Raw genomic sequence first — 24,798 nt, forward strand, 5'->3', positions numbered from 1 at the left:
ACGGGCGGGCGTCCGCTCGCGCGTGGTCAGTGACAGAATCATCTCCGTGGCAGCGCTGATGTTCTGGACCGGCACGATGGACGCCGGCAAGTCGACCCTCGCGCTGCAGACCAACCACAACCACGCCGCCCGCGGTCGCGCCGGCATCATCTTCGTCAGCAACGACCGCACGGGCACGGCAGTGCTGACCAGCCGCCTCGGCCTGTCGCACAGCGCGGTCGAGGTCGACGACGACTTCAGCTTCTGGACGTACGTCGTCGACGCCCTCACGCGGGGCACCAAGGTCGACTACCTGATCTGCGACGAGGCCCAGTTCTACTCCCCCGCACAGGTGGAGCAGCTCGCGATGATCGTCGACGAGCTGCGCATCGACGTGTTCTGCTTCGGCATCCTCACCGACTTCCGCACCCGCCTGTTCCCCGGTGCCGCACGTCTGGTCGAGCTGGCCGACCGCACCGAGGTGCTGCAGGTGCAGGCGCTGTGCTGGTGCGGCCAGCGCGCCACGCACAACGCCCGCACCGAGAACGGCGTCATGGTGACCGAGGGCGAGGTCGTCGTGGTCGGCGACGTCGAGGAGGCCGACTCGGTCGACGAGCCGCCCGAGGTCGCGTACGAGGTGCTGTGCCGTCAGCACCACCGCCACGCGCTCACCGTGGCCCGGGCCCGCGCGACCGGTCGTCTGACCGAGCCCGAGCTGCTCCCCTTCGACTGACGCGTGCCCGCCGGGCCCGACGTCCCGGCAGACACGCGGCCGGCGTGTCGGCGAGGACGTCGGGCCCGGCGGCGTCGCTCAGTCCTCGCTGATCTGCTGGCGGAAGGTGTCGCGCTTGTCGTGCAGGTTCCACAGGTGCTCGGCCAGGACGTCGGGGCCCTTCTCGTCGTCGCCCTCGATGATCTGCCCGCCGATGATGAGCTGCGAGACGTGGATGCCCTCCTCGGCCAGCACCTCGTGCAGCAGCTCGACGTAGGCGGCCTGCCCCGCGAACGCGATCGACGTGCCCGTGACGTTGCGCCCCGGCTTGACCGCCGAGCCGCCGTTCACGAACAGGATCGTGCCCTTGTCCTCGCCGAGGAACCGCATGCCCGGCAGCACCTGGTGCACCGCGGCGACGGGACCGTAGACCGAGAACTCGATGGGCCCGACCAGGTCGGCGGGCGTCGTCTCGAGCACGGGACGCATGAAGTCCTTCTGCGGCAGCGGGCTGTACTGCAGCACCTCGATGGGGCCGAGCGTCTCGGTCACCTGCTCGAGGGCCGCGGCGATCGAGGCCGGGTCGCGGACGTCGGCCGCGAAGCCCTGTGCCTGGACGCCCTCGGCCGACAGCTCGGCGGCGAGCGCGTCGAGCCGTCCCTGGTGTCGTGAGATGAGTCCGACGGCGAATCCCTCTGCGCCGAATCGACGGGCGACAGCCGCGCCCAGTCCCTTGCCTGCTCCGATGATCGCGATGGTTGTCATGGGCGTGGAGTACCCGATCGGACGGCGGGCATGCACGCTCAGGAGCCGACGAGCACCGGGATGCGCAGCTCGGGCTCGGTGATCGAGCCGTGGAAGCCCGTCATCTTCAGCTCGATCGCGAACTCGCGCGACGAGAACACCGCGAAGTCACCGAGCGAGGCCACCACGACGTCGCCGATGCGTCCGCCGACCCGCGGCGAGATCGGGCCGAACCAGTCCTCGAGGCCGTCGCGCGTGCGCACCTCGACCCGGTCGCCCAGCATCGTCCGCCAGCGGTCGGCGACCTCGTCGGCGGCACCGGGACGGGTGTAGAGATGACGGAAGCGCGCCTCGCCGGCCAGCAGGTCGACGTCGTCGAGCAGGCGCGGCTCGGTGTCGACGTCGAAGCGGTTCTCGAACGGCAGGTCGATCATGCCGTGGTCGGCTGTGACGACGAGCACCGTGTCGCGCGGCAGCTCGTCGCGCAGCTCGGCGAGCTCGGTGTCGATCGTCGTCAGCATCTCGCGCCACTCGCGCGACGTGCAGCCCTTGCCGTGGCCCGTGTGGTCGAGGCGCGACTCGTAGGCGTACGTGACCGAGCGCGGTGCCGACTCGATGACGTCGACGACGACGTCGAGGCGCTCGTAGACCGAGTTGATGCCGTGGAACGGCACGCCGCGCTGGCTGCAGACCGTGAGCCCCGTGCCCTCGAACTTCGCGTCGTTGACCGACGATGCCGAGATGCCCGCCTGCTGCAGGCGCTGCAGGACCGTCGGGATCGGTTGCCAGACGGCGGGGTCGAGCGGCTGGTCCCACTTGAGGGAGTTGAGCCGTCGGCCCGTCTCGGGCACGCGCGACGTGTAGCCGACGACGCCGTGCTGTCCGCCGCGGACGCCGGTGCCGAGCGAGGTCAGGCTCGTGACGGTCGTCGACGGCACGCCGCACACGACGTCGTCGACGTTGTGCAGCGACGACAGGAACGGTGCGGCGTCGGCGTGCTCGCGCAGCAGGTCGAGCCCCAGCCCGTCGACCAGGAACACGACGTAGCGGGGCGCGTCGGGCAGGCCCAGCGTGTTGTCGAAGCCGGTGGCTCCGAGGGCCGCGCCGACCGACGGCATGATCTGGTCGATCGTGCGGCGTCCGGCGAGGCCGGGCCCCGTCACCCGATCCGTCCGCTCGTGGCCGCCGACAGGGTGCGGGCGAACGCGAGCAGACGCTCGACCGCGGTGCCGCCGTCGCCCGCGGCCGCCAGGCGCAGCGAGAAGTCGTCGCCCGTGACGCTGCCCGAGTAGCCGTGGTCGGCCTCGCACTCGGGGTCGGAGCAGCGGGCCGGCTCGAGCTCGACGCGCGACACGGCTCCCCAGCCGATCGTCAGGAGCGCCTCCTCGAGATTCTTCGACGTCGAGGTGACCATGCGCGTCACGACGACCGACCGCACCTGGCTGAGGGCGACGGCCTCGGACGTCGTCGACGTGTACGGCTTGGGCAGCAGGTCGTCGCCGGGGTGCTCGTCGGTGTGCACGAGGATCAGGCGGCTGGGCGTCAGGGCCAGCACCGTCATGTGCCGGCGGATCTCGTCGCGGTCGAACGTGGGCTCGTGGTGCAGCACGTACCCGTCGACGACCTCGTCGGCGAGCGCGTCGCGGAGGCCCGCCGCCACGATCTCGGGGTAGTAGCCGCTGCGGGAGACCTCGTCGAACAGCGAGGCCGTGTGGTCGGCAGTCATCACGCGAGCGTATCCCCCGTGGCCGCGGGCTGGCTGAGGCGGCGCACGTACCACTCGCCGCGACGGTCGGCCGAGGGGATGACCTTGGCCCGGGCGCTCAGCACCGTGAAGCCGTCGGCGTGCACCGTGACGGGCTCGAGGTCGAGCTCGGCGATCTCGGGCAGGTCGTCCTTCATGGCCGCGAGGCGCACGATGATGTCCTGCAGCGCGTCGACGTCGACGCGTTCGGAGCCGCGGTAGCCGTAGAGCAGCGGCGCCGAGCGCAGGTTCTTGATCATGGCCTCGGCGTCGAGGTCGGTCAGCGGCGGGATGCCGTAGGCGCGGTCGTCGAGCAGCTCGCTCGGGGCGCCCGCGAGGCCGAAGGAGACGAGCGGGCCGAACAGCGGGTCCTCGCTGACGCTGAACGATACCGCGACGCCCTCGGGGGCCACGCGCTGCACGAAGAACTTGGTGTCCTTGCGCATGCCCGTCCAGCCGGTCAGCTGGTCCCACGCGTCGCCCATCTCCTGGGCGTTCTGGATGCCGCGCCAGATGTGCGCGATGTCGGGCCGGCTGCGCAGGTGCTCGCTGCCGGCCTTCAGGACGACGTCCCAGCCGAGGGTCTCGCCGGCCGCGATCGCCTCGTCGCGGTCGTGCACGTTGATCCACGTCCAGATGTCGATGCCGTAGCAGGCCAGCAGGGCGTGCACCTGCTCGGTCGACAGGATCGCGCCGCGCGGCGCCTGGCGCAGCACGTCGCGCACCAGCGCGCGGGCGTCGCCCGTGCGGTGGTCGAGCGCGAGGTGGAACTCGCCGTGGTCGCGGGCGGCCCACTCGGAGTAGTTGACGACGCGGGCCAGCGCGCGGACGGCCGACTCGGGGGCGGCGTACGACGGCACCGAGCCGCGTCCGGCCGAGCCGCCGAGCAGGTCGGGCACCCGCAGCAGCACCGGCACGCCCTCGGTGCCGAGGAAGGTCGAGACGATCGGCTTGTCGGACTGCTCGCCGATCGCGGCGAGCACGTTGGCGACGTCCTCGCCGGACGTGTTGAGCGGCGGGATGTAGACCGCGACGAGCGCATCGGTGTCGGGGCGCGCGATCGCGGCCTCGATGGCCTCCTCGAAGTCGTCGGCGTTGGCGTTGGCGCCGAGCGAGACGGGCTCGGTGACCTGCAGGCCGGCGGCCGACGCGGCGTCGGCGACGATCAGCGCCACGGCGTCGGAGTTGCCGACGATCGCGATGCGGTTGCCGCGCGGCAGCGGCTGGTGGGCCAGCAGCTGCGCGACGTCGAACATCTCGTCGAGGGTGTCGACCTGGATCACCCCGGCCTGGCGGAACATCGCGTCGACCGCCGACTGGGGCGCCGAGGTGCGCGCGACGGTGTGCCCGACCGGGACGCCCTGCGTCGAGCGCCCCGACTTGACCGCGACGATCGGCTTGGTGGCGGACACGCGGCGCGCGATGCGCGAGAACTTGCGGGGGTTTCCGATCGACTCCAGGTACAGCAGGATGACCTCGGTCGAGTCGTCCTCCTGCCAGTACTGCAGCAGGTCGTTGCCCGACACGTCGGCGCGGTTGCCGGCCGACACGAACGTCGAGAGGCCCAGCCCGCGTCGCGACACCGACTCGAGGATCGCGGTGCCGAGCGCCCCGGACTGGCAGAAGAAGCCGACGCGACCCTGCGGGGGCATGCTCGGCGACAGCGAGGCGTTGAGCTGCAGGTCGGGCGCGGTGTTGATGATGCCGAGGCAGTTGGGGCCGATGAGGCGCAGGCCGTACGACCGGCTGAGCCCGAGCAGTGCGCGCTGCCGCTGGCGCCCCTCGGGGCCCTCCTCGGCGAAGCCCGCCGAGATCACGACGAGACCGTGGACGCCCTTGGCGGCGCAGTCGAGCACGACGTCGTTGACCGACTCGGCCGGCACGACGACGATCGCGACGTCGACCTCGCCGGGGATGTCCTGCACCCGTTTGTAGGCCGGGAGCCCCGAGACCGCCTCGGCGTTGGAGTTGACGGCGTAGACGCTGCCGCCGAAGTCGCCCAGCACGAGGTTGCGCACCATGGCCTGGCCGATCGAGTCCTGACGCCGGCTCGCGCCGATCACGGCGATGCTGCGGGCCTTGAAGATGCGCTCGATCGAGGCGGCCTCGGCACGCTGCTCGCGGGCCTGCATCACGCCGATCGCGACGTCGGTCGACTCGATCTGGAACGTCAGGCGCTGCACGCCGTCCTCGATCGCGCCCTCGATCTGGTAGCCCATCTCGCGGAACACCTGCTGCATGCGGGCGTTGGACGGCAGGACGTCGGCGACGAAACGCCGGATGCCGCGCTCGCGCCCGGCCTGGGCGAGGTGCTCGAGCAGCAGCTGGCCGACCCCGCGCCCCTGCTGCGCGTCCTCGACGAGGAAGGCGACCTCGGCCTCGTCGTCGCTGACGGCGTCGTAGCGCCCGACGCCGATGATCGTGGCGTGGAGCGTCACGACGAACGCGACGCGACGGTCGTGGTCGACCGTCGTGAACCGCTTGACGTCGCGGTCGGACAGCGTCGGGTACGGCGCGAAGAAGCGGAAGTACTTGGACTCGTCGGAGACGCGGGCGTAGAACTCGATGAACCGGTCGGCGTCGTCCTCGTGGATGGGCCGCAGCTGGGCGACCCGGCCGTCCTTGAGCAGGACGTCGGCCTCCCAGTGCTCGAACGAGCTCGCCTGACTGGTCACGTCCCCAACCTATCGGGTCCGGCCCCGGCGTGGCGGTGGTGCCCGGCGCGCGCCGACCCGTCAAAATGGGTCGGCGGCACCCGCACGCCCACGCCCCTGGCACGACTGGAGAGGACGGCATGGCCCGCAGCAGCAAGCCGGCACCCGAGGAGGACTTCGAGGAGCACATCCTCGACACCGACGTCGGCGACGAGATGCGATCGAGCTTCCTCGAGTACGCGTACTCCGTCATCTACTCGCGCGCCCTGCCCGACGCCCGCGACGGGCTCAAGCCCGTCCAGCGCCGCCTCCTGCACACCATGGACGACATGGGGCTGCGGTCCGACCGCGGGCACGTCAAGAGCGCCCGCCCCGTCGGCGAGACCATGGGCCGCTTCCACCCCCACGGCGACAGCTCGATCTACGACGCGCTCGTGCGGCTCGTCCAGCCCTGGTCGCTGCGCCTGCCGCTGGCCGACGGGCACGGCAACTTCGGCTCGCAGGACGACCCTCCCGCCGCGATGCGATACACCGAGATCCGCATGGACGCCGCCGCCGAGGCGATGACGGCCTCGATCACCGAGGACACCGTCGACTTCCGGCCCAACTACGACGGTCGCGAGCTCGAGCCCGTCGTGCTGCCGGCGGCGCTGCCGAACCTGCTGGTCAACGGGGCCAGCGGCATCGCGGTCGGCATGGCGACCAACATCGCGCCGCACAACCTCGTCGAGGTCGTGCAGGCCCTGCGTCACCTGATCGCGTTCCCGAAGGCCGATCTCGACGACCTGATGCGCTTCGTGCCGGGCCCCGACCTGCCGACCGGCGGCAAGATCGTGGGCCTCGACGGCATCCGCGACGCGTACGCGACCGGCAACGGCTCGTTCCGCATGCGCGCCTCGACCCGCATCGAGAACGTGACGCCCCGCAAGAAGGGCATCGTCGTCACCGAGCTGCCCTACAACGTCGGCCCCGAGAAGGTCATCGAGGCGATCAAGAAGCTCGTGCAGGCCAAGAAGCTGCAGGGCATCTCCGACATCACCAACCTGACCGACCGCCACAAGGGCCTGCACCTGGTCATCGAGGTCAAGAACGGCTTCATCCCCGAGACCGTCCTCGCGCAGCTGTTCAAGAGCACCCCGATGGAGAGCTCGTTCGGCATCAACGCCGTCGCGCTGGTCGACGGCCAGCCCCGCACCCTGGGCCTCAAGCAGATGCTCGAGGTCTACCTCGAGCACCGCATCGTGGTGGTCCGTCGACGCACGGCGTTCCGTCGCGGCAAGGCCGCCGACCGGCTGCACCTGCTCGACGGCCTGCTGCTCGCCCTGGTCGACATCGACGAGGTCATCCAGCTGATCCGCAGCAGCGACGACCGGGCCGCCGCGCAGGAGCGGCTGATGTCGGTGTTCGACCTCAGCGAGGCGCAGTCCGACTACATCCTCAACCGGACCCTCGGCAGCCTGACCCGGCTGTCGCGCATCGACATCGAGAAGGAGGCCGAGGACCTGCGCCGGACGATCGAGCAGCTCGACGCGATCCTCGGCGACGAGCAGGTGCTGCGCGGGGTCGTCGGCGACGAGCTCGGCGAGATGGCCCGGACGTTCGGCACGCCGCGGCGCACCGTGCTGCTGGAGTCGTCGGGGCAGACCGCGACGTCCGCAGCTCCCCTCGAGGTGCCCGACGACCCGTGCTGGGTGCTGATGTCGGCCACGGGCCTGCTGGCCCGCACCTCCGACGACTCGCCGATCGGCGCGGTCGACCGCCGCGTCAAGCACGACACGATCGTCTCGGCGGTCCGCAGCACGGCCCGCGGCGAGGTGGGCATCGTGACGGCCGACGGCAGCGTCCGCCGCATCAGCGTGCTGGAGCTGCCCGCGCTGCCGCCGGGGGCCCACTCGCCGCACCTGCAGGGCGGTCTGCCGATCACCGAGATCGTCCCGCTCGACTCCCCCGCCCTGGCGCTCATGACGTTCGACGAGGACGGCCCCGGCATCGCGCTGGGCACCCGGCAGGGCGTCGTCAAGCGGGTGCGGCCCGATCACCTCGGCCGCGACCGCTGGGAGCTGATCTCGCTCGCCGACGGCGACGCGCTGGTCGGCGCGGTTCCCCTGGCCACCGGCGACGAGCAGCTCGTCTTCGTCACGTCCGACGCCCAGCTGCTGTACTTCTCCGCCTCCCTCGTGCGGCCCCAGGGCCGCTCCGGCGGCGGCGTCGCGGGCATCAAGCTCGCGGCGGGCCAGTCCGCCGTGTTCTTCGGTGCCGTCGCCGACGTCGACGCCGCCCACGTCGTGACGGTCGCGGGCTCCAGCAGCGCGCTGCCCGGCACGCAGACGGGTGCCGTCAAGGTCAGCCCGATGTCGATCTACCCGCCCAAGGGTCGTGCCACGGGCGGCGTCCGCTGCCAGCGGCTGCTCAAGGGCGAGGACGGCCTGCTGCTGGCCTGGGTCGGCGACGGGGTCCCGATGGCGTCGGCCACCAGCGGCACCGCGGTCGACCTGCCCGCCGTCAGCGACCGACGCGACGGCTCGGGCGTCCCCGTGGCCCAGCCGATCGCCGCCGTCGCGGGCCCCCCGTCGGCCCATCTCGGAGTCGACGCCGCACCCGCCGACGTCGTGGGAGACTGAGCCCGTGCGCACCCGACACCTGCTCCCCGCCCTGCTCGCCGCCGGTCTGCTGCTCAGCGGCTGCACCGGCTCGTCCGACTCCTCGGACGGCTCCGACGGAGGCGGGGGCGGCGACCTCGCGACCCGCCTCGCCGACGCCAAGACGACGCTCGACACCGCCGAGACCATCGACATCTCGCTGTCGACCAAGAGCGTGCCCGACGGCGTCACGGGCCTGCTCTCGGCCACGGGCAAGGGCAACCACTCCCCCGCGTTCGAGGGCAAGGTCACGGTCGTGACGGGCGGCGCCAGCCTCGGCGCCGACGTCGTCGCGACGGGTGGCACGGTCTACGCCAAGACCGGCTTCACGCCCGACTTCGCGCCGATCGACCCGGCCGACCTTAAGGCGCCCGACCCGGCCGCGCTGCTGCAGGTCGACGGCGGCATCACCTCGATCCTCACGAGCACCGAGGACCTCGCCGAGGACGGCCAGTCCCGCGACGGCCAGGACGTGCTGACGTCGATCAAGGGCACCCTGCCCGGCAGCGTCGTCGCGACGATCATCCCGTCGGCCGCGGCCGACCAGGACTTCGCCGTGACGTACCGCCTCGACGACGACGACCAGCTGCGCGACGCGACGATCAGCGGACCGTTCTACCCCGGCGGCGACAAGGTCACCTACACCGTGTCGCTCGAGACGTCCGACACCCCCGTGACGATTACCGCTCCCTGACCGCGACATGACGACGTCCGGGCGCACCGTCACGCCGGCGTCCAGGACGCTCCTGGCGCTCGCGGCCGTCGCCATCTCGTTCGCCGCCGCCGACACGTACGTCGTGGTGCTGGCGCTGCCCGAGATGATGACGTCGGTCGGCCTCGGCACCGAGGAGCTGCAGCGGGCCGCCCCGATCGTCTCGGGCTTCCTGCTCGGCTACGTCGCGATCCTGCCGCTGATCGGCCGCATCTCCGACCTGCGCGGCCGCGTGCCGGTGCTGATCGGCTCGCTGGTGGTGTTCGCGGTCGGCTCGCTCGTGACGGCTGCGGCGTACGACCTCGAGACCGTCGTGGCGGGCCGGCTGATCCAGGGCATCGGCGGCGGCGGGCTCATCCCGCCCACCCTGGCGCTCGTCGCGGACCTCTGGCCGCCGCACCGTCGCGGCATGCCGCTGGGCGTGGTCGGGGCGGTGCAGGAGCTCGGCAGCGTGCTGGGGCCCCTCTACGGCGCGGTCGTCCTCGCGGTGGGCGACTGGCGGGCCATCTTCTGGCTCAACTGCGCGATCGGCCTCGTGCTGGTCGCCGCGATCCTGCCGCTGCGTCGCGCCTCCTCGATCGACGTCGCCGGCCGTCCCGACCCGTCGACGGGCCGCTTCGACTGGCCCGGGGCGACCCTCGCCGTCCTGGCCCTCGCGGGCGTCGCGCTCGTCATGGCCGCGCCGACCCGGCTCGTCCAGGATGTCGAGATCGGACGCGCCTACCTGCCGGTCACGGGTGACTCCCGGTGGCTGACGCCGCTCGCACTCGTCACGTTCGGCCTGGTCGTGCTGCTCGTGCTGCGGCTCGCGACGGCCCGCCGTCCACTGGTCGACTGGCGTGCCTGGCCGGCCCTGGCCCGCGAGACCGATTTGTGGGGAGCCGCGCTGCTGACGGTCGCCCTCGGCGCCGTGATCCTCACCTTCGCCTCGGCCGAGCCCGAGAGCGGCGCGGTCTCCCCCGACGCCCCGTGGCTCGTCCCGGTCGCGGTCGTGGCCGCAGCCGGCTTCGTGCTGCGCCAGCGCCGCGCGGCTCGTCCGCTCGTGCCGCGCGGCGCCCTGCGGGCACGTCCGGCGTGGGGGGCGATCGTCGTGTCGTTCTTCGTCGGCGCCGCGCTGATCGCCGCCCTGGTCGACATCCCGTTCTTCGCCCGCCTGACGGTGTACCGCGACTCGCAGCTCGACGCGGCGCTGGTGCTGGTGCGCTTCCTGGTGGCGCTGCCGGTCGGCGCCCTGCTCGGGGGGTGGCTGCTGCGCAAGGTGCCGGCGCACGTCCTGACCGCGGTCGCGATGGTGCTCAGCGCCATCGCGTTCTGGCACATGTCGACGTGGGACGCCACGTCGCTCGCGAGCCAGGTCGAGACCTGGTCGCTCGTGCTCGCGGGCCTCGGCTTCGGGCTCGCCATCGCACCCGTCAACGCGGTCCTGCTGGCCCACACGGCCGACGCCGTCCACGGCGTCTCGTCGGCCCTGCTGATCGTGGCCCGCATGGTCGGGATGCTGCTGGGCATCTCGGCCCTCACGACGATCGGCCTGCGCGCGTTCTACGACGCCTCGGACCGCATACCGTCGGTCGACCGGCTGTGCGGGGCGGGCGGCACCCTGTGCCAGGCCTACCGCGACGCGGTGCGCGACGCCGGCATCGCGCAGCTCCACGCCGTGTTCGTCGGAGCGGCCGCCTGCGCCGTCATCGCCGCGGTGCTGGCCCTCGTGCTGCTGCGACCGACGCACGACACGTCCCGGGCTGAGGCGTGACGACGCGGCGCCGCTGGTTACGCTGGTGCCATGGCTGACTTCGACGACCTGCTCGCCGCCAACCGGTCCTTCTCCGACTCGTTCTCGCTCGCCGGCTTCGACGGCATCGCCCGCGCGGGCGTCGCGATGGTCACGTGCATGGACTCGCGCATCGACCCGCTCAACATGATCGGCCTGAAGGCCGGCGACGCCAAGATCCTGCGCAACCCCGGCGGCCGCGTGACCGACCAGGCCCTCGTCGCACTGGTGCTGGGCGTCAACCTGCTCAACGTCGACCGCGTGCTCGTGGTCGAGCACACCCGCTGCGCCATGGCGTCGTCGTCCGAGGACGAGCTCAAGCAGCGGCTCACCGAGAGCGCGGGCCGCGACGCCGAGTGGATGACGCTGGGCGCGATCGACGACCAGCGCCGCACGATCGAGGCCGACGTGATCCGCGTCAAGACCCACCCGCTGATCGGTGACGCGGTGTCGGTCGGAGGCTTCCTGTACGACGTCGACAGCGGACTGCTCGAGCCCATCGTCTGATGCCGGTGACCCCCACGTCACCCGCGACGACCACGGGGCCGCCGGCTCGCACCCCGCGACCGCTGCGGCCCGAGATCCAGGCACTGCGCGCCGGCGCGGCGCTGCTGGTCGTCCTGTACCACCTGTGGCCCGGCCGCCTGCCCGGCGGCTTCATGGGCGTCGACGTCTTCTTCGTCATCTCGGGCTTCCTGATCACGTCGCACCTGGCCCGCGAGGCCGCGTCGACGGGTCGGGTCCGCCTCGGACGGTTCTGGGCCCGCCGCGCCCGCCGCCTGCTGCCCGCGGCGTACCTGGTGCTCGCGACGTCGGCGGTCGCGGTGTTCGTGTGGGTGCCGCAGCTCAACTGGGCGCAGAACTTCCGCGAGATCATGTCGTCCGCGTTGTACGTCCAGAACTGGCGGCTCGCCGCCGACGCGGTCGACTACCTCGCCGCCGAGAACGCGCCCAGCGTCGCCCAGCACTACTGGACCCTCTCGGTCGAGGAGCAGTTCTACGTCGCGTGGCCGCTGCTGGTGCTGGCGGCCGTCCTGCTCGCCGCCCGGCTGCGCCTGCGCCAGCTGCCGACCGTCACCGCCGTGGTCGCGGTCGCGACCGTCGCCAGCTTCGCGTACTCGTGGTGGCTGACGTACGAGAACGTCTCCTACGCCTACTTCTCGACCTTCACCCGCGCCTGGGAGTTCGGCGCCGGCGCCCTGCTGGCCCTGCTGACGCTGCGCGCGTCGGAGGGACGCCGGGCCTCGACCGCCCCCCTGCTGCCCGCGCCGGTCGCCGCCCTCGTGTCGTGGGCCGGCCTGCTCGTCCTGCTCGGTTGCGGACTGTTCCTGACGGGCTCGACCCCCTTCCCGGGGCTCGCGGCGCTGCTGCCGGTGCTCGCGACCGTCGCAGTCATCGTCGTGGGGATGCCCGCCTCGCGGTTCTCCCCTCGCCGTCTGATCGAGACCCGCTTCGTGCAGTGGACCGGCGACATCTCGTACCCCCTGTACCTGTGGCACTGGCCGCCGATCGTCCTGCTGCCGGTCGTGCTCGGGCACGACCTGGGATTCTGGCCGCGCGTCGCGATCCTGGTCGCGACCTTCGGCGCGGCGGCGCTGACGAAGCGGTTCGTCGAGGACCCGGTGCGCACCGGGCGACGTCTCGGCATCCAGCGCAGCACCGTCACGTTCGCGTTCACCGCGGTGGGCGCGGCGGCGATCGCCGCCGCCTGCCTGGGCGGCATCCGCAGCGCCGACGCCGCCGCCGACCGGGCCGAGCAGCTGACCGCCGAGGTCGCCTCCGACGCGCCCCGGTGCTTCGGTGCCGCGTCGATGGCGCCCGGCCCCGCCTGCGACAACCCCGCACTCGACGGGCTCCTGGTGCCCGACACCACCGCGATCAAGCGCGACGACGCCAACTACCCGGGGTGCGCGTCGACCGACCGGGCCACCGACACGTGCACGTTCGGCGACAAGGGCGACGCGTCGCTGCCGCACGTCCTGGTCATCGGCGACTCGCACGCCCGCTCCCTCCTGCCGCCGTTCGTGACGATGGCCGAGCAGGGGCGCATCTACCTGGCCGCACAGGTCAAGGGCGGGTGCACGTGGTCGACCAACCCGCACCCCAACGACGACCGCGCGATCGCCGACGACTGCTACACGTGGCGCGACAGCGTCGCGACCTGGCTCGACGCGAATGCCGACGACATCGACGTGATCGTCACGGGTGCACTGGCCCACCCGCGCCCCGCCACCGGGCCCGACGACCAGGTCGCGGGCTTCGCCGAGACCTGGCGCACCATGACCGGGCGCGGCATCCCCGTCGTCGCGGTCCGCGACAACCCCTACCAACCGGCCAACACCAACGAGTGCCTGGCGCGTCAGAGCGAGATCACGTCGTCGAGCTGCGCGCTGCCGCGCGACGAGGCGTTCCCGAACTACGACCCGCTGATCAAGGCCACCGAGCAGGTGGAGGGCAGCACGCTGCTCGACCTGACCAGCTACTACTGCACCGACTCGTCATGCCCCGCCGTGATCGGCGGCGTCAACGTGTACCGCGACCGCAGCCACATCAGCAAGACCTACATGACGACGATGACGCCCTACATCGAGCGACTGCTCGACCAGGACGACCTGCTCACGCCCCGCAGCCGCTAGCCGAGCTCGCGGGGCAGGTGCGGCACCGATGACGCACGGGTCACGTCGCCGTCGTGCGGGTGGCGCGCGGACGAGGTGTGGCTCTCGGCGAGGTGCGGCGTGACCGAACGACGGTCCGCGAGCAGAGCGGCACGGTGCGCCCGAGACCGGCGTCGACGTCGGAGGACGACGTCAGCGTCACGCGTCGATCATGTCGGCGTCGATCTCGTAGGCGCCCTGCACGATGAACTCCTTGCGGGGCGGCACCTCGTTGCCCATCAGCAGCTCGAACACGTCGCCCGCGGCCTCGGCGTCGTCGACGGTCAGCCGTCGCAGCGTGCGGTGCCGCGGGTCCATCGTGGTCTCGGCCAGCTGGGAGGCATCCATCTCGCCCAGGCCCTTGTAGCGCTGGACCGGCTCCTTCCAGCGCACGCCCTTGCGCTTGAGCTCGGCCATCGTGCGTTGCAGCTCGGGGTCGGAGTACGTGTACAGGTACTTGTCCTGCCCCTTCTTGGGGTTGGTGAGCTCGATGCGGTGCAGGGGCGGCACGGCGGTGTACACGCGGCCCGCCTCGACGAGGTCGCGCATGTAGCGGAAGAACAGCGTCGCCAGCAGGCAGCGGATGTGCGCGCCGTCGGAGTCGGCGTCGGCCATGAAGATGATGCGGCCGTAGCGGGCGGCGTCGACGTCGAACGTGCGACCCGACCCCGCCCCGACGACCTGGATGATCGAGGAGCACTCCGCGTTCTTGAGCATGTCTCCGATGCTGGCCTTCTGGACGTTCAGGATCTTGCCGCGGATCGGCAGCAGCGCCTGGAACTCGGAGTCGCGAGCCGACTTGGCGGTGCCGAGGGCCGAGTCGCCCTCGACGATGAACAGCTCGGACCGGTCGACGTCGTTGCTGCGGCAGTCGGCCAGCTTGGCCGGCAGCGCGCTCGACTCGAGGGCGTTCTTGCGGCGCTGCGTGTCACGCTGCTGGCGGGCGGCCAGGCGGGTGCGCGACGCGTCGACGACCTTCTGCATCACCAGGCGAGCGCGGGCCTTGTCGGCGGCCTTCGTGGCGTTGAGGAACGCCTTGAGCTCGCGCGCGACGACCTGGTTGACGATCTTGGTCACCGCGGGCGTGCCCAGCACCTCCTTGGTCTGCCCCTCGAACTGGGGCTCGGCCAGACGCACCGTGACGACCGCCGTGACCCCCTCGAGGACGTCGTCCTTGATGACGTCGGGGTCGCCGGCCTTCAGCAGGCGCGTGGTCTTGAGCGTCTCGTTGAACGTCTTGGTGACGGCCCGCTCGAAGCCGTTGACGTGCGTGCCACCCTTGGGCGTCGCGATGATGTTGACGAACGACTTCACGTGCGTGTCGTACCCCGTGCCCCATCGCACCGCGACGTCGACGCCCAGGGTGCGCTCGATGTCCTGGGGCGTCATCTGGCCCTTGGCGTCGAGCAGCGGGACGGTCTCGGTGAACACGTCCTCGCCCTGCAGCCGCAGCACGTCGGAGACCGGCTCGTCGGGTGCCAGGAACTCGCAGAACTCGGCGATGCCGCCGTCGTGCCGGAACGACTCCTCGTGGGGCTCGTCGCCCCGCTCGTCGCGAATGACGAGTTCGAGGCCCGGCACCAGGAACGAGGTCTGCCGCGCCCGTGACACCAGCTCGTCGTAGGCGAACTTCGCGCCCTTGATGAAGATCTGCGGATCGGCCCAGTAGCGCACCCGGGTGCCGGTGCGGGCCTTGGCGACCTTGCCGACCTTGCGCAGCTCGTTGCCCGGCGTGAACGGAGCGTCGGGTCCGTCCCCGTCGAAGACGCCGGGCTCGCCGCGGCGGAACGACATCGCCCAGGTGGCACCGCCCTTGTCGACCTCGACGTCGAGCCGCGACGACAGCGCGTTGACGACCGAGGCGCCGACGCCGTGCAGACCGCCCGTCGCGACGTAGGAGCCGCCGCCGAACTTTCCGCCGGCGTGCAGCTTGGTGTAGACGACCTCGACGCCCGTCAGCCCGGTCTTCTTCTCGACGTCGACCGGCACGCCACGCCCCTGGTCGTGCACCTCGACCGAGCCGTCGGCGTGCAGTGCCACCAGGATGTGCGAGCCGTGCCCGCCCAGCGCCTCGTCGACCGAGTTGTCGATGATCTCCCAGAGGCAGTGCATGAGGCCCCTGGTGTCGGTCGAGCCGACGTACATGCCGGGACGCTTGCGGACGGCCTCGAGACCTTCGAGGACCAGGAGGTTGCGGGCGTCGTACGTGCTGTCGATGATGGGTTCCTTCTCGAGACGATGACCGTGCCCAGCCTAGTCAGCGGGGCCGACGTGACGTCGTCTGACACGCTCCGCAGCCCGCGCGCCTGCCCCGGTTTGCACCCGCCGGGGAGTATCTATGTCATAGGTCACGAACGACCACACGGAATACGACCCCGTGGTTGGATGTTGACTTCTGTACACCCCCGCCGATGGCTCAGAGAGAAGGTCACCGTGACAACACTGACAGCCCCCAAGCTGAGCTCCCTCGACCGCTGCGACCGCTGCGGCGCTCAGGCGTACGTCCGCGTGACGCTCGGCGGAGGTGGCGAGCTGCTGTTCTGCGCTCACCACGCCCGCCAGCACGAGGAGAAGCTGCGCGAGATGTCCGCGCTCATCCACGACGAGAGCGAGCGCCTCTCCGGATCGACCACCCCGGTGGCCGACGAGGTCTGAGCAGCCAGCACGACCCACCCCACCCCCGAACCCAGAAGAGCCGGCCAGATGATCTGGCCGGCTCTTCTCGTGGTCCCGTGGCGGGTGCCTAGTAGGCGTACGCCTTGTACTCGTGCGACTTGAGGATCGCCTTCCAGTGCTCGAGGTAGTCCTCGTAGATCGACGGGTCGGTCGTCTCGGTCGTGATCTCGTCGCTCGCGACGAGGTTCGAGCCGGTCAGCGAGGCCGAACCGGCCTGGACCATCTTCATCCGCACGCCACCGGCGGGCCAGTTGCCCGTGCCGTCGGGTGCGACCTCCTCGGGGTTGAGGCGGTTGGGGCCGAGCTTGGCGTCGACGAGCATCGTCTTGTCGTGCGGCTTGGCCCACGCGACGTCGATGCGCTGGCTCGACGTCTTGAGGACGTCGAGGATGGGCCGGCAGATGCGGATCAGCTGCTGGCAGTGCAGCTTGCGGTTGACCTTCAGGTCGTCCTCGTAGGCCACGGCGCTGATCTTGCACCCGCCGTTGGACAGCTCGACGAGCTTCTCGGCCACCGCGATGCGGCGGTACTTGAAACGGTTGTGCTGCAGGCGGATGCGGCACTGGCTGTCGGGCTGCACCCGGTTCAGCAGGTTGAGGACGGGGTCCTTGCCGTTGGTCGGCGTCGCGCGGATCGGCGTGGCGTAGATCGTGGCGTTGGCGAGGTTGGAGTAGAACATGCCGTACTTGGCATAGCCCTCGGTGTAGCCCGCCGCCCGGGCGTCCGCCGTCGGGTAGCCGTAGCGGGTCGAGTTCTTCCGGACGTAGTTCAGGTAGTCGTTGCCGATGTTGCGCTCGGCCCACATGTCCTTCCAGAGCTGCGACGTCTGCTGCCACATCTTGGTGTCGTTGTAGATCGTCAGACCGTTGTTGTAGGTCTGCTCGGCGCTGCGGCCGCCCAGGTTGGCCGAGCCCGACCAGATCGCACCCTTGGCGGGCTTGTTGTCGCGCGTGAAGGTGTTGTTGACCAGCAGCAGCTTGGAGTGCATGATCGCGCCGTTGAGGCTCGACAGGCACGCGAGGCTCTTGCCCTTGGCGCAGATCTTGAACGACGAGTCGCGCAGGTTGCTCTTGTTGAGCGCCTTGCGGAGAGCCCGCGAGGCCGACGACTGCGTGGCGCGGCCGTGGATGACACGCACGCGGACACCGGCCTTGGCGGCCTGGATCAGGGTGCGTCCGACGCGCTTGGACTCGGGCATCTGCGAGATCGACAGGTAGACCGTGTTGGCCCGGCGGGTGGCCTTGGGCAGGTACTTGCCGGAGCGAGGGTCGATGAACGATCCGCGGATGATGCGCTCGAGGTCGTCGAGCAGGGTGAAGTCACCGTTGCGCGAGCTCGTCACGGCGCGGTACGGCCTGGAGAAGTTGGACTCCAGCGTGACCGGGTAGTCCGGACCCCACGGCGCGGCGGCGGCCTTGACGGACGCGGCCGGCGTGCCGACGGTGACGCCGTCGCCGCTGGCCGGGGTCGTCTCGGTCGCGGAGGTGTCGGTGGGGACGTCCTCAGCGCTCGAGGCGATCGACGTCATGCCGAGCACGACGCTTCCCGCCAGGAGGGCCACCCCGAGAGCGCGGGCTACGCGCCGTGATCCGCCGAATGTGTGCACAGGTTTGCTCTCCGAGACGCTCGTGGATGGTCGCGACAGTCTAACTCAATAGGACGCGGCTCACGGGCACCCTGACCAGGGTGCCCGTGCGCGCCTTGAGCGACCGTCAGTCGAGGTAGTCGCGCAGGACCTGCGAACGCGACGGGTGACGCAGCTTGCTCATGGTCTTGGACTCGATCTGACGGATGCGCTCACGCGTCACGCCGTAGACCTTGCCGATCTCGTCGAGCGTCTTGGGCTGACCGTCGGTCAGGCCGAAGCGCATCGACACGACGCCCGACTCACGCTCGGACAGCGTGTCGAGCACGGCGTGCAGCTGCTCCTGCAGGAGCGTGAACGACACCGCGTCGGCCGGGACGATCGCCTCGGAGTCCTCGATCAGGTCGCCGAACTCCGAGTCGCCGTCCTCGCCGAGGGGGGTGTGGAGGCTGATCGGCTCGCGGCCGTACTTCTGCACCTCGACGACCTTCTCGGGCGTCATGTCGAGCTCGATCGCGAGCTCCTCGGGCGTGGGCTCGCGGCCGAGGTCCTGCAGCATCTGGCGCTGGACGCGGGCGAGCTTGTTGATGACCTCGACCATGTGGACCGGGATGCGGATCGTGCGGGCCTGGTCGGCCATCGCGCGGGTGATCGCCTGGCGGATCCACCACGTCGCGTAGGTCGAGAACTTGAAGCCCTTGGTGTAGTCGAACTTCTCGACCGCGCGGATCAGGCCGAGGTTGCCCTCCTGGATCAGGTCGAGGAACAGCATGCCGCGACCCGTGTAGCGCTTGGCCAGCGAGACGACGAGGCGCAGGTTGGCCTCGAGCAGGTGGTTCTTGGCCCGGCGACCGTCGATGACGATCCACTCGAGCTCCTCGGTCATCTTGGGCGAGATGCGTCCGCCCTTGCCGAGCTTCTCCTCCGAGAACAGACCGGCCTCGATGCGCTTGGCCAGCTCGACCTCCTGGCCGGCGGTCAGCAGCGAGACCTTGCCGATCTGCTTGAGGTAGTCCTTGACCGGATCGGCCGTCGCGCCCGCGACCATGACCTGCTGGACGGGCTCGTCGGACTCGTCGGCCGCCGACAGCGTGTAGGACGACTTCTCGTCCTCCTTCAGCGTCGGATCGGTCGCGAGGTCCTTCTCGAACTCCTCGTCGGGGATGTCGGGCAGGATCTTCTTGCCCTGCGCGTCCACCGCCGCGGCGTCACCGACGGCCGGGGTCTCGAGCGCGTCCGCGAGGTCGACGGCAGCTGGCACGCTGCCCTCCTCCTCGGGGGCCGCCGCCTTCTTGGCGGCGGTCTTCTTCGCCGCCGCCTTCTTGGCGGGAGCCTTGACGGCGGGAGTCTTCTTGGCGGTGGTGGCTGAAGTCTTCGTCACGGTCGTTTCTGTTTTCGCAGGGGCTGGGACGGGTGTCGCTGAGGTCTTCTTGGCAGCGGTCTTCTTGGCTGCCGGCGCCTTCTCGGCGGGGGCCTGATCGCTCTCAGGGTTCTCTGAGGAATGGTCGTCGGACGAGCCCGGGAGGAGCTTCGTGACGGCCCGGAGTCGTGATGAAGAAGCGGGATTCACCGGCACGTCAACCTCACAAACGGTAGAAGGGCGCAACAAAGAGGCCTGTGGTCAACCTCTCCGTCCAGTGTGTCACGCCCGGCCAAGGGCCGGCATCTCAGGGTCCTCTCAGGACCGGGTCGGCCACTCGTGCACCGGAGCACCGTCGTGCATGTGGCGCTCGTACTCCACCGTCGTCAGGCGCATCGCCTCGGCGCGGCCGTCCACCGACGCGCTGTGGTGGGCGAACTCCTCGATCAGCCACGTGGCGCCGTTGCGGCCCGTGATGCAGCGCTGCTCGATGACCCCCAGCAGGTGCGTGCGGACGTCGTCGTCCACGCCGAGCTGGGTCAGCCCCGTGTGGGCCAGCGGCAGCAGCTGACGCAGCACGAGCTCGCGGACGGCGACGTGCCCCACGCCGGGCCAGTAGATCTCGGCGTCGATGCCGTCGCGGGCGGCCTGGTGGAAGTTGTCCTCGGCCGCGCGGAACGACAGCTGCGACCACACGGGCCGCTCGCTCGCGCCGAGCACCTTGACGAGCCCGTAGAACAGCGCCGCGTTGGCCATCGTGTCGACGACCGTCGGGCCGGCCGGCAGCAGGCGGTTCTCGATGCGCAGGTGCGGGCGTCCGTCGGCGACGTCGTAGATCGGCCGGTTCCAGCGGTAGACCGTGCCGTTGTGGAGCCGCAGCTCGGCGAGGTTGGGGACGCGACCCGCCTCGAGCTCGGCGACGGGGTCCTCGTCGTCGACGATCGGCAGCAGGGCCGGGAAGTAGCGGCTGTTCTCCTCGAACAGGTCGAACACCGACGTGATCCACCGCTCGCCGAAGAACACGCGCGGACGGACGCCCTGAGCCTTCAGCTCCTCGCTGCGGGTGTCGGTGGCCTGCTCGAACAGGGCGATGCGCGTCTCGTGCCACAGCTGCCGTCCGAGCAGGAACGGGGAGTTGGCGCCCACGGCAACCTGCACGGCCGCGATGGCCTGCGCGGCGTTCCACGTCGTGGCGAAGTCCTCCGGCTCGACCTGAAGGTGCAGCTGCGTGCTGGTGCAGGCCGCCTCGGGGATGATCGTGTCGGCCGTCGTGTCGAGGCGGTCGACCCCGTCGATCAGGATCTCGATGTCCTCGCCGCGCGCGGCCAGGATCTGCTCGGACAGCAGGTGGTAGCGCGGGTTGGCCGAGATCGCCTCGCGGCTGAAGTGCCCGTCCTGGAGCGTCGGCAGGATGCCGATCATGAGCAGGTGCGCGTCGACGCCCGCGGCCTTCTGCTGCGCCGCGTTGAGGTCGTCGCGCAGGGCCGCCTGCAGCGTCTCGAGCCCCGTGCCGTCGATCCGCGACGGCGGCACGTTGATCTCGACGTTGAACAGCCCCAGCTCGGTCTGGAAGTCGGGATCGGCGATGGCCTCGAGCGCCTCGGCGTTCTTCATCGCCGGCTCGCCGCGGCCGTCCACGAGGTTGAACTCGATCTCGATGCCGACCTGCGGGTGCCCGACGCTGAAGTCGTGCTCGCCCAGCATGCGGGCGAACACGTCGAGGCACCTGCGGACCTTGGCCCGATAGAGGGTGCGGTCCTCGCGACTGAACTCACGTGCGTCGACGTCCTGTCCCATGACGACAGCCTAGGGCTGCGGGGACCACCGCGCCGAGGGCCGCGGACGACAGCGGCTACTTGTCGTCGGACCCGCGTCCGACGCCCTCGCCGAAGCCGGTCCAGTGCACGGGCGACACCCCCTGCTCGAGGACGTCGAGGACGATGCGCGCCATCGGGTAGCAGGGGTCGGCGTCCAGGGCCCGCTCGACCGCGATCAGCGCCTGGGCCCCGTCGCCGGTCAGCCACGCCGCGAACGGCGTCGTCGTCGCCAGCCCGTACCGCCGGGAAGGACGGGCAACCATGAGCACGCCCAATCAGAACAGCCAGCCCGCAATGCACGCGACGAACATCGCCGCGGCGAAAAACCAGGTCTGGCCCACGAACGTCCGCCAGAAGACAGCGCCTCGGCCCGGCGAGTCCTTGACCCTCCACCACACGGCACCGAAGACGACCGCGTACAGCAGCGACCCGACGGCAACCACGACTAGCAGCATGCACCCGAGTGTGTCAGGCGGTGAGTATCTCGCCGTAGAGCAGCACCGTGATGATGGCCATGAGCACAGCAGCCACCATCATGAAGCGGTCGTTGCGAGGTGTGCGTCCGCGCGCCAGTCGATGGAACTGAACCCCAGCCATGACGAAGAGCAGCAACGCGGCAGGCACCCAGAGCCACAGCACGCAGACCTCCGTCCCAGCGACGCCCACCGCGCGCTCTCGTGCGACGACCGTACCGGCTCCGCAGGTCAGGCAGGCGGTGTCAGCGATGCCTGACGACGACCAGCTGTTCCCTGACGAGCCCGGCAAGTGCAACGGCAAGCTCTCTAAGGGCAAGCCCGGGAAGTGCCGCCGGCCCGCCGGCTGGGGCACAGGCCACGCCGGCCACGGCCGCTGCAAGCTCCACGGCGGCAAGACCCCCTCGCACAACAAGTCCGCCCAGGTCGCCATCGCGAAACAGGAAGCCGCGAAGTACGGCACGCCCATCGAGATGGGCCCCGCGGAGTCCCTGCTCGCCGAGCTGGCCCGCACACACGGGTGGATCGCGTTCTTCGAGTCCCAGGTCGGCGACCTCAAGGTCAACGAGCTCGGCTGGGGCCAGACCCGCCGCAAGATCGGCGGCGAGGACCGCAGCGCGACGTACGAGGCGAAGCCGTCGATCTGGTACCAGCTGCTGCGCGACGAGCGGAAGCATTTGATCGCCGTCATTGACTCGTGCACCAAGTCCGGTGTCGCCGAGCACATGATGCGCCCGGCGGAAGACCAGGGCCGCCTGGTCGCTGGTGTCATCCAGCGGTCGTTCGCCAGCATGCTCGAGGCGGTACTGGCCGCGCTGACCGGCGAGTTCGGTGCCGACTCCCGGGTGCAGACCGTGGTGGTCGAGGCGTGGGCGGAGAACACGCGGCCGATCGTGAAGCGCGACCTGACCGCGGTGCTCGCGTCGAACCCGGACGCGGTCGGGGTGATGGCCTCGTGAGCGCAAGCTACACGTCGGCAGCGCTAACTTCTTCTGGCGTCTGGAACGCCTCGAACTTCGGATCGCTCAGCCAGAGGATGAGCGCTGCAGTTGCGTCAACCGCCAGCGCCGAAGTCGCATCTGTGATGGCTTCTCGAGCGTCTGGGTCGTTCTCGTTCGCGAGGTTTGTGGCGCTTGTACCCAGCGAATCGCGAACCGATATTGCCCACCTTGCGACCTTGAAGTGTTCGCGCATCTCGCGAGCTGCGAACAGGATAAACGCATCCGCGAGGGCGTCGATCTCCTTCACGCGTTGCAGTGACGCGTTTCGGTCAGGCTTGGCGAGGGGGCGTGCAAGCGCGGCCGACGCCTTGAGCACTCCTACGACTGACTCAGACCGACGGATCTCTGAGGCGCGCTGGCGCTCCGATCTCTGCGTGAGGCGGTATACGCCAAACAGCCCGCCCAGTGCGATCACTGACCCGAGCGTGCCGGAGAGCGCGGCAATCAACCAGTCCTGCCATGACGGATCCGATGCACATCCCATGGACACGAAGCATCGCACAGGCAAGAGCACGAAGAAGACTACGCAATGAGCAACCTGATCCACTGCGACGGCGCCAACTGCGCCAAGACGAAGGCCGTCCGCGACGAGCCGCGCCTATGCGCCCCTGGCTGGCTGATGCTCGAGCAGCCCAGTCACGCCGATCTCGATCTTGAACGCGACCCCCACCTGATCCGAGGAGAACACTGACCATGACTAACGACGATCTCTGCTCCTGGTCCGACCTCCCCCGCAGCATGTGCGCGTGCCCGACCTGCACCCAACGCCGCGCTTTGGCCGGCCTTGTCTCCCGCCATCTCGGTGACACCGGGACGCCGACCACCGCGGCCCCGCAGCTTCCGCGCGCGCGAACCATGCGCGTTGTGCACCCTGTCGCCCACCAGGCCCCCTCCGAGATCGTTGGCGCGCGGCGAGGCCGTCGACCCCCTTACAGACCTCATCGACTACGTCTCAGCTCTCTGCGACGCCACCCGCCACGGCGAGGCCTACCTGTCCTCGCAGCGCAACCCCGACGGCAGCACCACGTTCGTCACCCAGCGGCATCGCACCACGTCGCCCCCGTTGCTCGAACAGCTCTGGGCCACCGTCGAGGCCAGCGGATCGACCGAGGGCGGACAGCGGTCGTTCGCCTCCAAGCCGTCGGCCCGCCTCGACGCGATCGACGCCGCTACTGACATCGAGCACGGCGTCTTCGCCTAGCTCACCCGCCTCGGCGACCGGCCCGACACCCAACGCGACACCATCGCCGCACTGCGCCACCTCGGCGCCCTCGCAGCCGGGACCGACCATCACACCCACCAAGTCATCGAGTCCGACGTCCGCGGCTGGTGGGTCCGCGCCCGCGTGCTGACCGGGTGGGACTCCCCCGCCTGGCGGCCCAACAACACCTGCCCGCTGTGCGGCGTCAAGGGTGGCCTGCGGATCCGCCTCGACCACCACACCGGGACGTGCATGGACTGCCGGCAGACGTGGGACCCGTCTACAATCGGGCTGCTCGCCGACCACATCCGGGTCGAGAACCACGAAGACGAGGAAACATCGGCGACAGGCTGACCCCCGCCGTCGGTAGGCTCCCCTGCCATGACTGACCTCGAGACCATCGGCTTCGCCAACGTCCGCCCTCAGATCGGACGCCTTTCCTGGGTGGACGTAGACATCCACCTCAGCCGCAACCTCGACCCATTCGACGTCGAAGCTGCACACAGGAGGGGCCTCGAGCTCGACCTCGAGGAAGGTAGCGGCTCGATCACCATCTCGGTGCCGGTCGAATCCTTCAAGGACAACGTCGTCGAGCTCGACCAGTGGTTGGGCGAGATCAGCGTCGACGCTGCCAACTTGCGGAAGCTTCATCAGAGCGCGATCGACCGCGTCAACGAGCAGGCCAAGAGCATTACGTTTGGTAGGGACGCGACCTCCTGACCGAAACCGCTTGAACGAAGGGGGTTCGATACTCCAAGATTGGCCATGGCGGGAGAAGTGTCTCTAACGCCAGAAGCCCCCGACCACCAGGTCAGGGGCTTCCGTCGTTCAGGATCTACTTCGAGCTGACGTGTGCCGAACCGCCGTGAGACTGGTGCGGATCAGCGGCATAGGCGTAAGCCTCCGCCAGTCGGAGCACACCCAACGTCTGTTCCGTCTTCGGCGCCATCCGCACGATCGCGTCCAAGATTGCCTGCTGTGCCTCGTCCTTCGTAGCCATGCTCTGTACCTTCCCTCGTGGATCCCCCGATTACGGTCAAACTAACCGCCATTCCGGACGAGTCAACAGATTTGCC

The 24,798-nt window shown here is 70.2% G+C and carries 24 protein-coding genes; 12 read left to right on the plus strand and 12 right to left on the minus strand.

Features of this window, described 5'->3' with window-relative positions; genetic code table 11:
• Positions 1-46 precede the first annotated feature (46 nt).
• Positions 47-712, plus strand: a complete 666-nt coding sequence (locus ASD10_RS13105; RefSeq protein ID WP_056609115.1) for a thymidine kinase — start codon at positions 47-49, stop codon at positions 710-712.
• Between the two features lie 78 nt (positions 713-790).
• Here the strand turns inward: ASD10_RS13105 and ASD10_RS13110 are convergent, their stop codons facing one another.
• Genes ASD10_RS13110 through ASD10_RS13125 form a run of 4 tightly spaced genes read right to left on the minus strand, consistent with a single transcriptional unit; the run spans position 791 to position 5,854 of the window.
• Positions 791-1,456, minus strand: coding sequence for an SDR family NAD(P)-dependent oxidoreductase (locus ASD10_RS13110; protein WP_056610544.1), 666 nt, complete (start codon positions 1,454-1,456; stop codon positions 791-793).
• Positions 1,457-1,494: 38 nt separating this feature from the next.
• Positions 1,495-2,598, minus strand: a complete 1,104-nt coding sequence (locus ASD10_RS13115) for an alkaline phosphatase family protein (RefSeq protein WP_235501871.1) — start codon at positions 2,596-2,598, stop codon at positions 1,495-1,497.
• Complete coding sequence (locus ASD10_RS13120) at positions 2,595-3,161, minus strand: DUF5998 family protein (RefSeq protein WP_056609117.1); 567 nt, start codon at positions 3,159-3,161, stop codon at positions 2,595-2,597. Before ASD10_RS13120 ends, ASD10_RS13115 begins: the two co-directional genes overlap by 4 nt.
• Positions 3,161-5,854 carry a bifunctional GNAT family N-acetyltransferase/acetate--CoA ligase family protein gene (locus ASD10_RS13125; RefSeq protein WP_056609119.1) on the minus strand — a complete coding sequence of 898 codons (2,694 nt, stop codon included), beginning with the start codon at positions 5,852-5,854 and terminating at the stop codon, positions 3,161-3,163. Before ASD10_RS13125 ends, ASD10_RS13120 begins: the two co-directional genes overlap by 1 nt.
• Before the next feature lie 119 nt (positions 5,855-5,973).
• On the opposite strand from ASD10_RS13125, the gene ASD10_RS13130 reads away from it, so the two are divergent.
• The 5 genes from ASD10_RS13130 to ASD10_RS13150 are packed head-to-tail and all read left to right on the plus strand — an operon-like array spanning position 5,974 to position 13,591.
• Entirely contained in the window at positions 5,974-8,454 is a 2,481-nt protein-coding gene (locus tag ASD10_RS13130) for a DNA topoisomerase (ATP-hydrolyzing) subunit A (protein WP_056609122.1), read from the plus strand.
• Between the two features lie 4 nt (positions 8,455-8,458).
• Positions 8,459-9,166 carry an LppX_LprAFG lipoprotein gene (locus tag ASD10_RS13135; protein ID WP_056609124.1) on the plus strand — a complete coding sequence of 236 codons (708 nt, stop codon included), beginning with the start codon at positions 8,459-8,461 and terminating at the stop codon, positions 9,164-9,166.
• A 7-nt stretch (positions 9,167-9,173) separates the two neighbouring features.
• Positions 9,174-10,937, plus strand: coding sequence for an MFS transporter (locus tag ASD10_RS13140; RefSeq protein WP_056609126.1), 1,764 nt, complete (start codon positions 9,174-9,176; stop codon positions 10,935-10,937).
• Positions 10,938-10,967: 30 nt separating this feature from the next.
• Positions 10,968-11,462, plus strand: a complete 495-nt coding sequence (locus tag ASD10_RS13145) for a carbonic anhydrase (protein ID WP_056609128.1) — start codon at positions 10,968-10,970, stop codon at positions 11,460-11,462.
• On the plus strand, positions 11,462-13,591 hold the full coding sequence (locus tag ASD10_RS13150) for an acyltransferase family protein (RefSeq protein ID WP_056609130.1): 2,130 nt from the start codon (positions 11,462-11,464) through the stop codon (positions 13,589-13,591). Before ASD10_RS13145 ends, ASD10_RS13150 begins: the two co-directional genes overlap by 1 nt.
• A gap of 177 nt (positions 13,592-13,768) precedes the next feature.
• On the opposite strand, the gene ASD10_RS13155 is transcribed toward ASD10_RS13150, so the two are convergent.
• Complete coding sequence (locus ASD10_RS13155) at positions 13,769-15,829, minus strand: type IIA DNA topoisomerase subunit B (RefSeq protein WP_056609131.1); 2,061 nt, start codon at positions 15,827-15,829, stop codon at positions 13,769-13,771.
• 165 nt (positions 15,830-15,994) lie between these two features.
• On the opposite strand from ASD10_RS13155, the gene ASD10_RS13160 reads away from it, so the two are divergent.
• Complete coding sequence (locus tag ASD10_RS13160; protein ID WP_082556194.1) at positions 15,995-16,264, plus strand: hypothetical protein; 270 nt, start codon at positions 15,995-15,997, stop codon at positions 16,262-16,264.
• Between the two features lie 88 nt (positions 16,265-16,352).
• Here ASD10_RS13160 and ASD10_RS13165 read toward each other — a convergent pair whose 3' ends face one another.
• The 6 genes from ASD10_RS13165 to ASD10_RS13190 form a co-directional block, all read right to left on the minus strand.
• On the minus strand, positions 16,353-17,846 hold the full coding sequence (locus ASD10_RS13165; RefSeq protein ID WP_056609135.1) for a phospholipase D-like domain-containing protein: 1,494 nt from the start codon (positions 17,844-17,846) through the stop codon (positions 16,353-16,355).
• 151 nt (positions 17,847-17,997) lie between these two features.
• Positions 17,998-19,446 carry an RNA polymerase sigma factor gene (locus tag ASD10_RS13170; RefSeq protein ID WP_082556195.1) on the minus strand — a complete coding sequence of 483 codons (1,449 nt, stop codon included), beginning with the start codon at positions 19,444-19,446 and terminating at the stop codon, positions 17,998-18,000.
• A gap of 102 nt (positions 19,447-19,548) precedes the next feature.
• Positions 19,549-21,027 carry a glutamate-cysteine ligase family protein gene (locus ASD10_RS13175; protein WP_056609140.1) on the minus strand — a complete coding sequence of 493 codons (1,479 nt, stop codon included), beginning with the start codon at positions 21,025-21,027 and terminating at the stop codon, positions 19,549-19,551.
• Positions 21,028-21,082: 55 nt separating this feature from the next.
• Positions 21,083-21,310 carry a DUF4192 family protein gene (locus tag ASD10_RS13180; protein WP_157432589.1) on the minus strand — a complete coding sequence of 76 codons (228 nt, stop codon included), beginning with the start codon at positions 21,308-21,310 and terminating at the stop codon, positions 21,083-21,085.
• Between the two features lie 12 nt (positions 21,311-21,322).
• Entirely contained in the window at positions 21,323-21,502 is a 180-nt protein-coding gene (locus tag ASD10_RS13185; protein ID WP_056609143.1) for a hypothetical protein, read from the minus strand.
• Between the two features lie 13 nt (positions 21,503-21,515).
• Entirely contained in the window at positions 21,516-21,686 is a 171-nt protein-coding gene (locus ASD10_RS13190) for a hypothetical protein (protein ID WP_157432590.1), read from the minus strand.
• A gap of 85 nt (positions 21,687-21,771) precedes the next feature.
• Between ASD10_RS13190 and ASD10_RS13195 the strand changes: the two genes are divergently transcribed.
• Positions 21,772-22,479: a hypothetical protein gene (locus tag ASD10_RS13195; RefSeq protein WP_056609148.1), complete on the plus strand. Its 708-nt coding sequence runs from the start codon at positions 21,772-21,774 to the stop codon at positions 22,477-22,479.
• 7 nt (positions 22,480-22,486) lie between these two features.
• Here ASD10_RS13195 and ASD10_RS18840 read toward each other — a convergent pair whose 3' ends face one another.
• Positions 22,487-22,936 carry a hypothetical protein gene (locus tag ASD10_RS18840; RefSeq protein WP_157432591.1) on the minus strand — a complete coding sequence of 150 codons (450 nt, stop codon included), beginning with the start codon at positions 22,934-22,936 and terminating at the stop codon, positions 22,487-22,489.
• Between the two features lie 114 nt (positions 22,937-23,050).
• Between ASD10_RS18840 and ASD10_RS18845 the strand changes: the two genes are divergently transcribed.
• The 4 genes from ASD10_RS18845 (at position 23,051) to ASD10_RS13215 (ending at position 24,442) form a co-directional block, all read left to right on the plus strand.
• On the plus strand, positions 23,051-23,212 hold the full coding sequence (locus ASD10_RS18845) for a hypothetical protein (RefSeq protein ID WP_157432592.1): 162 nt from the start codon (positions 23,051-23,053) through the stop codon (positions 23,210-23,212).
• Positions 23,213-23,422: 210 nt separating this feature from the next.
• Positions 23,423-23,722: a hypothetical protein gene (locus ASD10_RS13205; protein WP_056609153.1), complete on the plus strand. Its 300-nt coding sequence runs from the start codon at positions 23,423-23,425 to the stop codon at positions 23,720-23,722.
• Positions 23,723-23,866: 144 nt separating this feature from the next.
• Positions 23,867-24,076, plus strand: coding sequence for a hypothetical protein (locus ASD10_RS18850; RefSeq protein ID WP_157432593.1), 210 nt, complete (start codon positions 23,867-23,869; stop codon positions 24,074-24,076).
• A 27-nt stretch (positions 24,077-24,103) separates the two neighbouring features.
• Positions 24,104-24,442 carry a hypothetical protein gene (locus ASD10_RS13215; RefSeq protein ID WP_056609156.1) on the plus strand — a complete coding sequence of 113 codons (339 nt, stop codon included), beginning with the start codon at positions 24,104-24,106 and terminating at the stop codon, positions 24,440-24,442.
• Positions 24,443-24,798 lie beyond the last annotated feature (356 nt).

It is taken from the genome of Aeromicrobium sp. Root472D3, from assembly GCF_001426485.1.
GTDB lineage: Bacteria > Actinomycetota > Actinomycetes > Propionibacteriales > Nocardioidaceae > Aeromicrobium.

Excerpts from the sequence above, each read along its gene's own strand:
- ASD10_RS13150 (WP_056609130.1), top strand. The coding sequence starts at position 11,462 with ATGCCGGTGACCCCCACGTCACCCGCGACGACCACGGGGCCGCCGGCT.
- ASD10_RS13195 (WP_056609148.1), top strand. The coding sequence starts at position 21,772 with ATGCCTGACGACGACCAGCTGTTCCCTGACGAGCCCGGCAAGTGCAAC.
- ASD10_RS13180 (WP_157432589.1), bottom strand. The coding sequence starts at position 21,310 with ATGGTTGCCCGTCCTTCCCGGCGGTACGGGCTGGCGACGACGACGCCG.
- ASD10_RS13175 (WP_056609140.1), bottom strand. The coding sequence starts at position 21,027 with ATGGGACAGGACGTCGACGCACGTGAGTTCAGTCGCGAGGACCGCACC.
- ASD10_RS13160 (WP_082556194.1), top strand. The coding sequence starts at position 15,995 with ATGTTGACTTCTGTACACCCCCGCCGATGGCTCAGAGAGAAGGTCACC.
- ASD10_RS13140 (WP_056609126.1), top strand. The coding sequence starts at position 9,174 with ATGACGACGTCCGGGCGCACCGTCACGCCGGCGTCCAGGACGCTCCTG.
- ASD10_RS13130 (WP_056609122.1), top strand. The coding sequence starts at position 5,974 with ATGGCCCGCAGCAGCAAGCCGGCACCCGAGGAGGACTTCGAGGAGCAC.
- ASD10_RS18845 (WP_157432592.1), top strand. The coding sequence starts at position 23,051 with ATGAGCAACCTGATCCACTGCGACGGCGCCAACTGCGCCAAGACGAAG.
- ASD10_RS13120 (WP_056609117.1), bottom strand. The coding sequence starts at position 3,161 with ATGACTGCCGACCACACGGCCTCGCTGTTCGACGAGGTCTCCCGCAGC.
- ASD10_RS13185 (WP_056609143.1), bottom strand. The coding sequence starts at position 21,502 with ATGCTGCTAGTCGTGGTTGCCGTCGGGTCGCTGCTGTACGCGGTCGTC.
- ASD10_RS13145 (WP_056609128.1), top strand. The coding sequence starts at position 10,968 with ATGGCTGACTTCGACGACCTGCTCGCCGCCAACCGGTCCTTCTCCGAC.
- ASD10_RS13215 (WP_056609156.1), top strand. The coding sequence starts at position 24,104 with ATGACTGACCTCGAGACCATCGGCTTCGCCAACGTCCGCCCTCAGATC.
- ASD10_RS13110 (WP_056610544.1), bottom strand. The coding sequence starts at position 1,456 with ATGACAACCATCGCGATCATCGGAGCAGGCAAGGGACTGGGCGCGGCT.